At 60.6% G+C, this 12636-nt stretch carries 14 protein-coding genes; 8 read left to right on the forward strand and 6 right to left on the reverse strand.

Annotation, left to right across the window (positions count from 1 at the left end):
* Positions 1 to 11: 11 nt before the first annotated feature.
* A complete protein-coding gene (locus A3C3_RS0117170) occupies positions 12 to 719 on the reverse strand; it encodes a hypothetical protein (RefSeq protein WP_022715815.1) in 708 nt (235 codons plus the stop codon).
* Between the two features lie 158 nt (positions 720 to 877).
* Here A3C3_RS0117170 and A3C3_RS38620 point away from each other — a divergent pair, with 158 nt between their 5' ends.
* Complete coding sequence (locus A3C3_RS38620; RefSeq protein WP_022715816.1) at positions 878 to 1948, forward strand: helix-turn-helix domain-containing protein; 1071 nt, start codon at positions 878 to 880, stop codon at positions 1946 to 1948.
* 70 nt (positions 1949 to 2018) lie between these two features.
* On the forward strand, positions 2019 to 2993 hold the full coding sequence (locus A3C3_RS0117180) for a threonine ammonia-lyase (RefSeq protein ID WP_022715817.1): 975 nt from the start codon (positions 2019 to 2021) through the stop codon (positions 2991 to 2993).
* A gap of 17 nt (positions 2994 to 3010) precedes the next feature.
* Here A3C3_RS0117180 and A3C3_RS0117185 read toward each other — a convergent pair whose 3' ends face one another.
* On the reverse strand, positions 3011 to 3928 hold the full coding sequence (locus A3C3_RS0117185; RefSeq protein WP_028739728.1) for a LysR substrate-binding domain-containing protein: 918 nt from the start codon (positions 3926 to 3928) through the stop codon (positions 3011 to 3013).
* A 115-nt stretch (positions 3929 to 4043) separates the two neighbouring features.
* Between A3C3_RS0117185 and A3C3_RS0117190 the strand changes: the two genes are divergently transcribed.
* Together A3C3_RS0117190 and A3C3_RS0117195 are read left to right on the forward strand one after the other, a co-directional pair.
* Complete coding sequence (locus A3C3_RS0117190; protein ID WP_022715819.1) at positions 4044 to 4472, forward strand: tautomerase family protein; 429 nt, start codon at positions 4044 to 4046, stop codon at positions 4470 to 4472.
* Positions 4469 to 5017 (forward strand): DUF4865 family protein, encoded by a 549-nt coding sequence (locus tag A3C3_RS0117195; RefSeq protein ID WP_022715820.1) that lies wholly within the window; start codon positions 4469 to 4471, stop codon positions 5015 to 5017. The genes A3C3_RS0117190 and A3C3_RS0117195 overlap by 4 nt, the downstream gene beginning before the upstream one ends.
* Position 5018: 1 nt before the next feature.
* On the opposite strand, the gene A3C3_RS0117200 is transcribed toward A3C3_RS0117195, so the two are convergent.
* The 3 genes from A3C3_RS0117200 to A3C3_RS0117210 all read right to left on the reverse strand — a co-directional run bounded on the left by A3C3_RS0117200 (position 5019) and on the right by A3C3_RS0117210 (position 7675).
* Complete coding sequence (locus A3C3_RS0117200) at positions 5019 to 5654, reverse strand: LysE family translocator (protein ID WP_022715821.1); 636 nt, start codon at positions 5652 to 5654, stop codon at positions 5019 to 5021.
* Positions 5655 to 5768: 114 nt separating this feature from the next.
* Entirely contained in the window at positions 5769 to 7208 is a 1440-nt protein-coding gene (gene pyk / locus A3C3_RS0117205; protein WP_022715822.1) for a pyruvate kinase, read from the reverse strand.
* On the reverse strand, positions 7208 to 7675 hold the full coding sequence (locus A3C3_RS0117210) for a DUF1036 domain-containing protein (protein ID WP_022715823.1): 468 nt from the start codon (positions 7673 to 7675) through the stop codon (positions 7208 to 7210). The genes pyk and A3C3_RS0117210 overlap by 1 nt, the downstream gene beginning before the upstream one ends.
* Positions 7676 to 7893: 218 nt before the next feature.
* On the opposite strand from A3C3_RS0117210, the gene A3C3_RS0117215 reads away from it, so the two are divergent.
* The 4 genes from A3C3_RS0117215 to A3C3_RS0117230 all read left to right on the forward strand — a co-directional run bounded on the left by A3C3_RS0117215 (position 7894) and on the right by A3C3_RS0117230 (position 10533).
* On the forward strand, positions 7894 to 8685 hold the full coding sequence (locus A3C3_RS0117215) for an N-formylglutamate amidohydrolase (protein ID WP_028739730.1): 792 nt from the start codon (positions 7894 to 7896) through the stop codon (positions 8683 to 8685).
* 11 nt (positions 8686 to 8696) lie between these two features.
* Positions 8697 to 9002, forward strand: coding sequence for a DUF1244 domain-containing protein (locus A3C3_RS0117220; protein WP_022715825.1), 306 nt, complete (start codon positions 8697 to 8699; stop codon positions 9000 to 9002).
* A gap of 90 nt (positions 9003 to 9092) precedes the next feature.
* Complete coding sequence (locus A3C3_RS0117225; RefSeq protein WP_003585771.1) at positions 9093 to 9356, forward strand: DUF2312 domain-containing protein; 264 nt, start codon at positions 9093 to 9095, stop codon at positions 9354 to 9356.
* Between the two features lie 355 nt (positions 9357 to 9711).
* On the forward strand, positions 9712 to 10533 hold the full coding sequence (locus A3C3_RS0117230) for an alpha/beta fold hydrolase (protein WP_022715826.1): 822 nt from the start codon (positions 9712 to 9714) through the stop codon (positions 10531 to 10533).
* A gap of 109 nt (positions 10534 to 10642) precedes the next feature.
* On the opposite strand, the gene A3C3_RS0117235 is transcribed toward A3C3_RS0117230, so the two are convergent.
* Positions 10643 to 12466, reverse strand: coding sequence for a peptidoglycan L,D-endopeptidase MepK (locus tag A3C3_RS0117235; protein WP_028739731.1), 1824 nt, complete (start codon positions 12464 to 12466; stop codon positions 10643 to 10645).
* Between the last annotated feature and the right edge of the window lie 170 nt (positions 12467 to 12636).

The following is a 12636-nucleotide window of genomic DNA, read 5'->3' on the forward strand; positions in this document are numbered from 1 at the left end:
CGCCGGCTGGGCTACCGGATCCGGGCGCGTACGTAATCTCCCTTGATGTTCACCACCGGGCGCGCGCCCGGGACGCTTGGAACGAGGCTGTCAATGTAGGACGCCTTGGCGGTCACGGTGTAATCGACTGGGACATCCTTGCCGAATCCGAGATAGGCATCGAGTGACTGTGCGGCGATCTTGATCTTTTCGTCGTGTTTGACGGCATCGTAGGTGAGGTTTGCGCGAACGGCGGCGCCGGAGATATCGACACTGGAAGCGTGGCCGTCGAGCGTGATGTCCGCCGCCTTTCCCGATGTGCCAAGACTTGCGAAGTCGCCGTTCAGTTTCGCCACGAATACCTGCTGCTCGATGCGCACGGCGCTGCCGGGCGGGACATTCGCCGATACTTCCGGCGAGCAATCGGCAATGTCGCTAAAGGCCGACATCGCTACGTCGATCGTCAATGTCGCTCCGTCGATTTCTGCCCGGCTCTCGTCCTTGCAGATATTGAAGAACCAGCTCGAATACCAGGATGAAAACCAGCCGTTCCGGCGGCCGCTGGTTGCTGCACGATAGGGCTCATCCGATTTCGTCGTGATCTTGATTGAGCTTGCATCGCCAATGATCACGATCGTGCGAATGCTGGAAACATCAAAGGTCTCGCCGAGCGGCCTCACATCAGCGAAACCGGATATCAGCATCATGAAAAACAGGGGAACGGACAGGACTATCGACATCGGGCGTTCTCCTTGATGGTGCCGTCGAAATGACCGGCCATATCAGGTTGCCTTCCAGTCCTCTTTGTTGAGACCTCAATCATGTTCCGGGTCGCCCGCAATTGCGATTGAGGCCATTCTCGTGCTGATATCGCACCATCGAATCCGGACGTCACCTCATGATCTTTGTTCCGCTTCCCTTCGTCGTTGCCCTGCTGCTCTTCATCGTCCAGACCCGCCTGCTGCGGCAGGAGGACTGGCGTGCGCCGGAAAAGCGGCCGTTCCTGCTTCTCATCGGCATCTATGCGCTGCAGTCCGTGCTGATCGGAATTCGCTGGGGCTACGACGTCCTCGCGATGATGCCGGCCCAAGTCATTCTGGCAGCAATGATTGCCGCACTCGCCTGGGTCAGCTTCCGGAGCCTGACGCTGGAAGGGCCGCTTTCATTCGCTCACCTGTGGCCGCATGCCCTTCCAACGGTTCTCATCGCCGCCCTGCTGGTATTTTGGCGCGAGCCGATGGGCGTTGCTTTGACCCTCATCTTCCTTGGCTATGGAGCGGCCCTGCTCTGGCTCGCGCGCCATGGCCCGGACGGACTTATCGCGTCGCGGCTGGACGGCGCACTCCTTTCCTATCGTTCGCTCCTGATCACCGCAGCGGCGCTCATTGCTGGCGCGGTCGCCGATATCTACATCAGCCTGGACTTCGACCGCACCGGCGGCACACATGGCGGCGCCATCGTGGCACTCGGCAATGTCATCACGCTCCTCGTTCTCGGGGGCGCCGCGTCCATCGCCAGCAGCGGCCAACCGGCGGAAGAGCAGCGCCTGGAAACATCCTCCACCCCGCCGCTAATGGCGACGGAAGAGGACAGCACAGTTGCCGCCTCCCTCGATGCACTGATGCAATCCCGCGAGATCTATCGCGATCCCGAGCTCAACCTTAACCGAATTGCGCGAAAGATGAGCCTGCCTGCCCGCCGCGTATCGATTGCCGTCAACCGCATCCACGGCGTCAGCGTCTCGCAATATGTCAATGAGTTCCGCATCCGTTCGGCCTGCGATCAACTGATCAAGACGGATGAACCGGTGACGCGCGTGATGTTCGATTCCGGCTTCATCAGCAAATCGAACTTCAATCGCGAGTTCCTGCGCGTGACCGGCACGAGCCCGACCGACTTCCGGCGCCGGCGCATCGGCGGCATGGCTGACACCGCTGATGCGAAAGCGCCGGCTTTTGTGTCACGGTGACAAAGTCTGCGTTCACAAGTGAAGGCGCGCATCATATTCATGGAAGACCCATCAGCCGAAAGAGCTCATAATGGCCAGCATTGAAATGATCGTCGCCGCTCGCGCCCGTCTCCGGGGCCATGCACGGCGAACGCCGCTTCTTTCTTCCCCATTCCTCAACGAGATCGCCCGAAGGCAAGTCTTCGTAAAGGCCGAATGTCTGCAGCATTCGGGCTCGTTCAAGTTCCGCGGCGGCTGGTCGGCCGTTTCCGGCCTTGATCCTACAGTGCGTGCGAAAGGCGTTATCGCCTTTTCGTCCGGCAACCACGCGCAGGGCGTTGCCCTTGCCGCAAAGCTTCACGGCATTCCCTCCGTTATTATCATGCCGTCCGATGCGCCGTCGCTGAAGATCGACAATACCCGCGCTTTCGGTGCCGAAGTGGTGCTTTACGACCGCGCAAATGGGGATCGCGATGCGATCGGCGGCCGGTTTTCGGCCGAGCGCGGCCTCACTCTGATCAGGCCTTTCGACGAGCCGTTGGTGATTGCCGGCCAGGGCACGACCGGGCTTGAAATTGCCGAACAGGCAGAAGAGGAAGGGATTAAGTCGGCAGAAGTCCTTGTTCCCTGCGGCGGCGGCGGGCTGGCGTCCGGCATCGCGCTGGCGCTCGAAGCAAGTGCGCCGGGCTTCACCGTGCGGCCCTGCGAGCCGAAAGACTTCGACGACACCACGCGTTCACTGGCCTCCGGCAGAATCGAACGCAACTGGGCGATGACGGGCACGATCTGCGATGCGATCATGACACCGGAACCCGGCAAGATCACCTTCCCGATCCTGCAGCGGCTCGCAGGCGCGGGCATTGTCGTCACCGACGAAGAGGCGCTGCGCGCCATGGCGCTCGCATTCAAACGGCTGAAGATCGTCGTCGAGCCCGGCGGGGCGGTTGCGCTTGCCGCTGCGCTCTTCCATGGCGACGCCCTCGAAAGCGACAACGTCATCGCCGTGACCTCGGGCGGCAATGTCGACGCGGATATCTTTGCCGCCGCTCTCGAGAAATACGGCTAACCCAGCGAAGTCATCGCCTACGCATTCTCCGATACCCGTTGCGGCATGAAATCCGAGATCGCCTCGCCTACCGCCCGCAGCAAGATCGAAGCGAGCCGTGCCGTCGCCGGATCAGGATCAGCTTCCGCGCGGTGAAGCACAAGGCCCAGCGACGGCAGTTCCGGCAATCCAAGTTCGGCGGGCTTCAGCGGCCTGACCTTTGCCGGCAAGCCGATCGGCGTGCGTATTGTCACGCCCAACCCGGCCGCGGTCGCAGCCCACAGCCCGCCGAGGCTCGGGCTGACGAAGGCAAGCCGCCAGGCAATATTGGCCCTGTCCAGCGCATTGGTCGCGGCGGTTCGCAGCAGACAGGGCGCCTCCAGCGAGGCGAGTGGCAGCGGCTCGCCGCTTGCGGCGTTCCAGCCGGGCTCACCTGCGGCAGGACCGATCCAGCGCATCGGCACCTCGCCGATCTTTTCGCAATGGGCGGTCAGGGTTGCATCGCTCCAAGCGAGTGCCAGATCGAGTTTTCCCGTTGTGACCCGCTCGAGGAGTTCCGCGTTGCGCACGACTCGCGCCTCGATCCGCACCTTCGGATGGGCACGGGCGAAACGGCCGAGAACATCGGGAAGAAGATTTTCGCCGAAGTCCTCTTGTAGGCCAAGCCGGACCCAGCCTTCCAACTCGACGCTTTGGACGGCCACTGCCGCTTCGTCGTTAAGTTCAAGCAGCCGCCGGGCGTAAGCGAGCATCGTCTCGCCCGCCTCCGTCAACGCCAGGCCACGGCCCGCCTTGCGGAATATCGGCGTACCGGCCTGCTCCTCCAGTTTCTTGAGCTGTGCACTGACGGCCGAGGTGGAGCGCCCAAGCCGATCCGCCGCCTTTGCAAAGTTCCCGAGTTCCATTCCAGTCGCGAAGGTTCGCAGCACATCGAGGTCGAAGACCATCCTACGCATCGTTTAATCCTGTTTTTCAGGACATTTAATCCACAAAATTCTGATTTTCTGCATCATCGTGACGTGCAAGGATTATGAAGTCAAGGTTGGATTAGCAAGGAAAAGGAGGCTCCAAATGCCTTTCGTTCGAATCTCTCTGCTGAAAGGCAAGTCGCCGGATTATCTCCGTGCGCTCGCAGACAACATTCATCGTGCCATGGTCGAGACGTTCGACGTGCCTCCGAATGACCGCTTTCAGGTCATTCATCAGCATGAGCCTGGTGAACTGATCTTCGACCGCCACTATCTCGGGGGCCCGCGTTCGGACGATTTCGTGCTCTTTTCCATCACCGCGGGCAAGCCCCGCACGACCGCGATGCGCAAGGCCTTTTACCGGCGCGCGGCCGATCTGCTCGGACAATCTCCGGGCCTGAGGCCTGAAGATGTGATGATCGTGGTCAATACCACCTCTCCGGAAGAATGGTCCTTCGCCAATGGCGAAGCCTCGATGGCGGACCCAGATTGGCAAATCCGAGCGCTCGCGCCCATGGAGCCACCCCAATGATCGCCATGCAATACAGCTTCACGCTGCCTTCGGATTACGACATGACGATCATCGATCGCCGGATCCGCGACAAGGGGCCAATGCTGGACGGCTTTTCGAATCTTGGATTCAAGGCCTACCTCAGCGCTCGCAAGGGCGAATTCGGCAGCCGGGAGAACCTCTATGCCCCATTCTATCTTTGGAAGCAGCCGGAAGGCGCCAGCGATTTCCTCACCGGACCCGGTTTTAACGGGCTGACCCAGTCATTCGGCTGGCCGCAGGTAAGGCACTGGATGGTATGGAATGCCGAGGTCGCGGACTTGCGAGACGCAAAGTTTGCAAGCTGCGATATCCTGCCGATCCCTGCCTACGCGCCGCTTGCCGAAATCCGCAAGGAGGAGGTCACGCGGTCACATGCTGAAGCGGCGCGACGCGGCGTGCTGGCCTCGATATCCGCCTTCGAGCCGTCCGGCTGGAGCCTTGTGCGCTTCACGCTTTTTCGCGACATGCCGTTGATCTCCAACGGAGACCAGATCTACCGCGTCGGCCATGTCTCCTTGCCGTAGGTCAGGCGGTCGCGCGCCGATAAAATGCCAACGACCCGGCAAGCGCGATGAGTGCGCCGCCGCTGATACGGTCAAGCCACATGGCGCCGGAGTTCTTGAGCAGACGGACAGCCTGCGCGCCGAAGGCGGCGTATCCGAACATGATCACGAAATCGATCGAGGCGAAGATGACGGCAAGCACCACATACTGAGCAGGCTGCGGCAGTGCCGGATCGATGAACTGGGGCAGGAAGGCCGAGAAGAACAGGTAGCCCTTGGGATTCGTGACTGCCACCATGAAGCTTTTCAGCCCGATCGCAAAGGCTGAAGCGGCGCCGCCGGCGCTTTCCACCTTCATTGCCGTTTCGATCGTCCCTTGAGAGCGCAGCATCATGACGCCGAGAAAGGCAAGATAGGCGGCACCCAAGTATTTCAGCACGGAGAACCAGAATTCGGAGGCCGCAAGCAGCGCGCCGAGACCGATCGCCACAGCACCGATCAGAACGATATCCGAAAGTACGGCACCCAGCATGCCGGCAATCGCCCGACGAGCGCCGTAACGCGAACCGTTGGTCAGCGCCAGGAGCACGGTCGGCCCCGGCGTTGCGATACCCACAAAGGAAACCGCAGCGAAAGCAAGAAGCGTGACGATATCCATAAGTCCCTCCAGAGCTTGGATATCGGAAGCTTGCATTTGCCGGGACAGCGATCAAGCCGAAAACGAAAAGCCCGTTTCCTTCCGAGGCAGCGCGCTCAAGCCAACGCGAACGGATCACATGCCGCTTTGGCCGTCCGAGCCGATATAGGCGATGCGGAGCATGTTGGTGGCGCCCGGCGTTCCGAGCGGCACGCCTGCCGAAATGATGATACGGTCGCCCGGCTTGCCGAAACCCTCGCCGGCGACGATGCGGCAGGCCCGGTTGACCATGTCGTCGAGATCGGTCGCGTCATGCGTGACGACACAGTGCAGGCCCCAGACGATCGCCAGCCGGCGGGCTGTCTTGATGATCGGCGAGAGCGCCAGAACCGGCACCTGTGGGCGCTCGCGCGAAGCGCGCAGGCCCGTGGTGCCCGACGAGGTGTAACAGACGATCGCCGAAAGCTTCAGCGTCTCGGCGATCTGGCGGGCGGCGAGCGAAATCGCATCGGCACCGGTTGCTTCCGGCTGGGCGCGCTGGGCATAGATGATGCCCGGATAATGCGGTTCGCGCTCGATGGCGCTGGCAATCGACGCCATTGTCGCGACGGCTTCGACCGGATAGTCGCCCGAAGCGGATTCAGCCGAAAGCATGACGGCATCCGCGCCTTCGAAAACGGCGGTCGCGACGTCCGAGACTTCGGCGCGTGTCGGCACCGGCGCGGAGATCATCGATTCCAGCATCTGGGTCGCGACGACGACCGGCTTGCCGGAGCGGCGGCAGGCGCGGATCAGCTGCTTTTGGATGCCCGGAACGGATTCGAGCGGCATCTCGACGCCGAGATCGCCGCGGGCGACCATCAAGGCATCCGAGAGTTCGATGATTTCTTCGATGCGCTCGATTGCCTGGGGCTTCTCGATCTTCGACATCAGGCCGACCCGACCCCTGGCGATCTTGCGGACCTCCGCGAGATCTTCCGGGCGCTGGACGAAAGAGAGCGCGACCCAGTCGACGTCATCGGTCGCCAGAACGGCATCGAGATCGGTACGGTCCTTGTCCGTCAGAACGCCGACGCCGAGCAGTGTGTCGGGAAGGCTGATGCCCTTGCGGTCCGAGATCTTCGTGCCGGAAATGACCGTCGTAACGATGCTCTTGCCGTCGCACTTTTCGGCGCGCAATGCGAGCTTGCCATCATCGATCAGCAGACGGTGGCCGGGCTTGACGGCTTCGAGAATTTCCGGATGCGGCAGGAAGACACGGCTTGCATCACCGGGTGCGTCATTGTTGTCGAGCGTAAAGGTCTGGCCCGGCTTGAGTTCAACCTTGGTTTCCGCAAACTTGCCGACACGAAGCTTCGGCCCCTGCAAATCGGCCAGGATGCCGATCGGACGACCGGAGCGCGCCTCGACGGCGCGAATACGCTGGATCAGAGTGCGCATCAGATCATGGCTTGCATGGCTCATGTTGATACGGAAAACGTCGGCACCGGCCTGGTGCAGCTTTTCGATCATCGCTTCTTCGCTCGAGGCGGGGCCGAGCGTCGCGAGGATTTTCACTTTGCGGTTACGCTTCATCAATTCGGACTTTCTTGCGTGCCGGGAGTGTCGGAAAGTTGGACCATCCAGCTGCCCTGGCGGCCCGTGTCATATTCCTTGAATCCCATCCTCTGGTAACCGCGGGCATAGCAGTCCTGCACGCCCGCGATCTTGAACTCGTTTTCCGCTACGCACATCTGGATGTCACCCGTCCAACGTCCCCCCCGGGCGGCATCCTCTGCGTAGAGGTAATAGTATCGCGACTGCAATTCTCCTTCGATCAGCGTCGCGCAGGTCGTTGCCGGGACCTGCCACCAGCCTTCAGTGATCCACCCGTCCTTGGCACGGTATCCGATCGCCACACCCACAAGGTTCTGCGTGCCGTTGCAGACGCGAAAATCGGCGCGGGCAACATCGGCAGCGAAAAACGGTGAGAGGGCAGCGAATGCAAATAAGGCGAAACGGGCAATCCCGGACCGGGTGAGGAAACTTGGTGCGGCTTGCATCAACACGGCTTCCGAATGGCTCCCACGGTTATTCGTTGTCCGTGCCTTCTTGCGCCGCCATCAAACGAATGTCAACGCGATGCTAATCGATTATATTCCTTTCATAACCTGCTCGTGATCACTGACTTGCCGCGGGCTGGGGCGCATTGCGCTTGAAGCTGCAGCATGTGCATGCGATCAGTGACGACGAGCGCCAAATGACGATCGGCAATTCCCTGATGAATCCCTTCCAATCCTTCGAAATTCTACCTGGAAATCATGACAGCGGCATGGTGATTCTAGGCGATCACGCGATGAACCGCCTGCCTGAACGGTATGGTAGGCTCGGGCTTCCCGAATCCGCCTTCTCCCGCCATATCGCCTATGACATAGGCATAGAAGGCTTGGTGCGGGAGCTCTCTGCGAGGCTGGGGGTTCCGGCCGTTCTTGGCGGTTTTTCGCGGCTTCTAATCGACCCGAACCGCGGCGAGGACGACCCGACGCTGATCATGAAGATTTCCGACGGCGCGATCATTCCTGGCAATCATCCGATCACGGATGAGGAGTGGAACTACCGCATCGAGGCGTTCCACCGGCCCTATCACAGTGCCGTCTCCAAGACGATCGACAAGGTCGCCAACGCGACCGGCAAGGCGCCGCTCGTGCTCTCGCTTCATTCCTATACGCCTGCCTGGAAAGGCGTAGCGCGGCCATGGCACGCCGCCGTCCTCTGGGACAGCGACCACCGCGCCGTCGCCCCTCTGCTTGACATGCTGAGCCGCGATCCCGATCTGATGGTCGGCGACAACGAACCGTATGACGGCGCACTCAAAGGCGATACGATGTACCGGCACTGCATGGTCACCGGCATACCGCATGCGCTGCTCGAGATCCGTCAGGACCTGATCGGAAACGAGGCGGGCATTTGCGAATGGACCGAACGCCTGGCTCCGATCTTCTTGGCCATGAATGCCGATCCGGCGCTGCACGAATACAATGTCCATGTGTCGCGCACCGGCCCTTACGAATGAAGGAGAGCGAGATGACCGCACTCAGCAAGGAACAGCAGACCGAATTCGAAGCCGCCGCCTTCCGCCGCCTTGTCGCGCATTTGCGCGAACGGACCGACGTTCAGAATGTCGACCTGATGAATCTCGCGGGTTTTTGCCGCAACTGCCTGTCGAACTGGTATCGCCAAGCCGCCGAGGCCGAGGGCGTGCCGCTGTCGAAGGACGAATCGCGCGAGATCGTCTACGGCATGCCCTACGAAGACTGGAAAAACCTGCACCAGAACGAGGCCTCAGACGCACAAAAAACTGCATTTGAACTGAACAAGCCGCACAAATAGGTCCATGATGCCCGATTGGACTTGACCGCGGCGCAGCTTCGCGGCAGTCACTCCCCACCGAATTCAAGACGAGAAAATCAGGAGAACACGATGTCCGATGCTCATGGCGTCGCCCGCGATCAGCTTCGCGCTTTCATCGAGCGCATTGAACGGCTGGAAGAAGAAAAGAAGACCATTGCCGACGATATCAAGGACGTCTACGGCGAAGCAAAGGGCATGGGTTTCGACACCAAGATCCTGAAGAAGGTCGTCGCCCTTCGCAAGAAGGACGAGCAAGAGCGTATGGAAGAGGAAGCCATCCTCGATACCTATCTGCACGCGCTCGGCATGATCGAGTCCCCGCCGGAAGGCTGAGGATTGCCGTTGGCAGTTTTCAAAGCCGCCGGATTTGCCCCGGCGGCTTTTTGAATCATGCTTTGGAATTAGCCCGCTGTTTTCCCATTGTGCTTTGCATCCGGCGCGATAATATCCCTCCGCCGCATACTGGAGCCGCGTCCGGTTCCGCTTAGTATTCAGTTATTTGACTTGATTGTAGCGAGCGGCTGCCCGTTGTTCTCAACACTCTGAGCGTCGCGCAGCACAAATGCACGCATTCCTATTCAGGAGTGAGCGAAGCCGCGAGCTTCGCTCACTCCCATCCGGTGCCTCGCATGGCGCCGAGATCAAAGCCGAAGGTGAAAATCAAGCCTGCTCAAGAGGAACTCAGATCATGTCGATGATGACCGCGAAGGACGGAACGGCGATTTTCTACAAGGATTGGGGCAAGGGCCAGCCTATTCTTTTCTCCCACGGCTGGCCGCTTTCGGCCGATGCCTGGGATGCGCAGATGGTCTTCTTCGGCAATAACGGCTACCGCGTCATCGCCCATGACCGTCGCAGCCACGGCCGTTCGAGCCAGACCTGGGACGGCAACCACATGGACCAGTACGCCGACGACCTGGCCGAACTGATCGAGAAGCTCGACCTCAAGGACCTGATCATGATCGGCCACTCCACGGGTGGCGGCGAAGTCACCCATTATCTCGGCCGCCACGGCACGAAGCGCGTTGCCAAGGTCGTGCTGGTAGGCGCCGTGCCGCCGCTGATGGTCAAGACGGACAAGAATCCAGGCGGCCTACCGCTTGCAGTCTTTGATGACATCCGCAAGGGCACGCTCGAAAACCGCTCGCAGTTCTACAAGGATCTCGTGACGCCCTTCTACAGCTATAATCGCGATGGCGCGAAGTTATCCGAAGGCATCCGCGACAGTTTCTGGATGCAGGCAATGATGGGCGGATTGAAGGGGCAGCTGGATTGCATCCACGAATTCTCCGAGGTCGACTACACCGACGACCTCAAGAAGATCGACAAGCCGACGCTCATCATTCATGGCGACGATGATCAGATCGTGCCGATCGGTGCTTCCGCATTGGAGTCCTCGAAGATCGTCGAGGGCTCTGTTCTCAAGGTCTATCAGGGCGCTCCCCACGGTCTTGCTCAGACGCATACCGACCGGTTCAACAAGGACGTACTCGACTTCCTGAAGGCCTGATCTTCGGGCCATCAATCTTCCCGCCTGCAGTGCGGGAGGATGTGCCCAGCGCAAAAACAAAGACCGCCGGATTTCTCCGGCGGCCTGTCGTTCATTCTGATTGATTCCCTCAGTTCGTATTGAACTTGCGCACTTCCATGAAGTTCACCGCCGAGCCGCTGAACCGGGCCGGATCGATGGAAGCGGTCTTGACGTTGAAGCCTTCGGCGTAGACGGCGGTCGGCTGGGCGCGAAGCGTCTGGCTGACGAAACGGGGTGCCTTGACCGGCTTCGTGATCATTTCCATGCGGGAATTGGTGAGCGCCCACTGCGAAATTATCTTCTGGGTCAGCTTCGGCTCGGTACGGACTGTCGCGCGGCTTGCGTCAGCAGCGGCAGCAGCCTCCTTCGTCGGGCGCCCGCCCTTGGTCGCAACGCCATTGGCATTGGAGTCTTCGGTAATCTGCTGTAGGTCGAAGGCGTCGCCGAAGCTTGCGGATTTGACAGGAGCGAGTGCGGCAAGTTGCACCGGTGCCTTATTTTCAGCCGGCTTGGCCGCAGGCATTGCTGCGCTGATGGCCTGCTCGACGGTGGCCGGCGCAAGGGCAGCCACCCGCCTATCGACTGCATTGTTCTGATCAAGCGCTTGAGCCAGCGCCGGAGAAATCCGGTCCGCTTCGGCCTCGTCAGCATCCGCTTGCCGATCGATTGCTGCCGCCGCAAGCAGATTTTCGGCGACCGCCGGACGTTCGGCCGGGGTCGGAACCATCGGATCGTTGGATGCCACTTCCGCGTCACCCGGCGCGTTGCGCGGACCCAGCAGCGAGGGAACCGGCACGTGATAGGTGCTGAGATCGGCGAACTGCTGCGGCTGGCCTTGCTCTTCGGTGGCAGCGGCAAGTGCCTGCTGTGCAGCATTGCCGGAATTCGGCGAAACGAGGGCATTTGCAACTTCGCCGCCGGCAAGCTGACCGGCAAAGGCTGGACGAACCTGCGGCACCGGTGCATTCACGGCGGCAACCTCAGTCGGCTGCGGCTCAGCCGCGGCAGCAGGCGCTTCGGCCTTCGGCGGCGTTGCCCTTGCAACGGCGACCGGAGCGGTATCCTCCACGCTATCCTCTTCGTCGTCTGCGCCGCCGCCAAAGAGCGCAGCGAACAATGTCTTCGGCTTTCTGGTCTCGGCATCACTGCCGCTTGCCATGACAAGCTGATTGGTGCTCACCCGGCGCTTATACTCGGCCATCGCCTGCTGGTAGCCCGGCAGGGGCTTGCCGTCCGACGGGATATGAATGGTGTTGCCGTTCGGGAAAAGCTGCGCCAGCTCCTGGCGGCTCATGCGCGGCCAGGCGCGAACGCCGCCGACATCCATGTGCACGAAGGGAGAACCGGACTTCGGATAGAAGCCAACGCCGCCGACCTGCATTTTCATGCCGATCGCACGCAGCTTTGCAAGCTTCACATCCGGAATGAAGAAGTCCATCGCCTTGCCGAGCATATGCTGGCTCTTCTCGGCAACGCCGGAATTGCGCGAACGGGACTTGAGCATTGAATTGGTGGCGGGCGAACGGAAGCCGCAGACAACGTTGATGTAGTCCCTGGAACCGCTCTGGCGGTAGACTTCCCAGATCAGATCGAAAAGATGGGGGTCCATCTTCGTCGGCTGGTTCTTGCGCCAGTCGCGAAGGAATCGGTTCAGCTGCCCAAGACCCTTCGGGTCGAACCTGCCATTGCGTTTGTAGGTGATGACGGCCTTTTCGCCGGTATGGATGAAGTAGAGTTTCAGACTGCGCGTTTCGCCCGCTGCCTCGGACGGCGTGCCAACGAATACTGGTGAGGAAACCGCGAGTGCGAGAAGGACAGCCATGCCCGTCCTGACCGCCTTTCCGCCAATGTCGGCGCACACCGTACGCCAGCTCAAGCGCGAAGGCTTGGTGTTCTCATTCAGATCCGGCAAACTCAATCCCCGTCAGACTGCCCAGGTCCCCGAACTGTCCCAATGACTGTCAATTGCGGTGACACGATGGCAAAAATGCCACACACGATCAACCTTTTCTTTACATAGTCAACGATCGACTAACAAGTGGTTTATATCGGGTAACAAAACATGCTTGCGGGATTATTAAT

The organism is Rhizobium mongolense USDA 1844 (genome assembly GCF_000419765.1).
Classification (GTDB): domain Bacteria; phylum Pseudomonadota; class Alphaproteobacteria; order Rhizobiales; family Rhizobiaceae; genus Rhizobium; species Rhizobium mongolense.

Coding starts and splice junctions, on each gene's coding strand:
- A3C3_RS0117185 (WP_028739728.1), bottom strand. CDS start 3,928: ATGCGTAGGATGGTCTTCGACCTCGATGTGCTGCGAACCTTCGCGACT.
- A3C3_RS0117220 (WP_022715825.1), top strand. CDS start 8,697: ATGACCGCACTCAGCAAGGAACAGCAGACCGAATTCGAAGCCGCCGCC.
- pyk (WP_022715822.1), bottom strand. CDS start 7,208: ATGAAGCGTAACCGCAAAGTGAAAATCCTCGCGACGCTCGGCCCCGCC.
- A3C3_RS0117190 (WP_022715819.1), top strand. CDS start 4,044: ATGCCTTTCGTTCGAATCTCTCTGCTGAAAGGCAAGTCGCCGGATTAT.
- A3C3_RS0117215 (WP_028739730.1), top strand. CDS start 7,894: ATGAATCCCTTCCAATCCTTCGAAATTCTACCTGGAAATCATGACAGC.
- A3C3_RS0117170 (WP_022715815.1), bottom strand. CDS start 719: ATGTCGATAGTCCTGTCCGTTCCCCTGTTTTTCATGATGCTGATATCC.
- A3C3_RS0117180 (WP_022715817.1), top strand. CDS start 2,019: ATGGCCAGCATTGAAATGATCGTCGCCGCTCGCGCCCGTCTCCGGGGC.
- A3C3_RS0117200 (WP_022715821.1), bottom strand. CDS start 5,654: ATGGATATCGTCACGCTTCTTGCTTTCGCTGCGGTTTCCTTTGTGGGT.
- A3C3_RS0117225 (WP_003585771.1), top strand. CDS start 9,093: ATGTCCGATGCTCATGGCGTCGCCCGCGATCAGCTTCGCGCTTTCATC.
- A3C3_RS0117210 (WP_022715823.1), bottom strand. CDS start 7,675: ATGCAAGCCGCACCAAGTTTCCTCACCCGGTCCGGGATTGCCCGTTTC.
- A3C3_RS0117230 (WP_022715826.1), top strand. CDS start 9,712: ATGTCGATGATGACCGCGAAGGACGGAACGGCGATTTTCTACAAGGAT.
- A3C3_RS0117195 (WP_022715820.1), top strand. CDS start 4,469: ATGATCGCCATGCAATACAGCTTCACGCTGCCTTCGGATTACGACATG.
- A3C3_RS38620 (WP_022715816.1), top strand. CDS start 878: ATGATCTTTGTTCCGCTTCCCTTCGTCGTTGCCCTGCTGCTCTTCATC.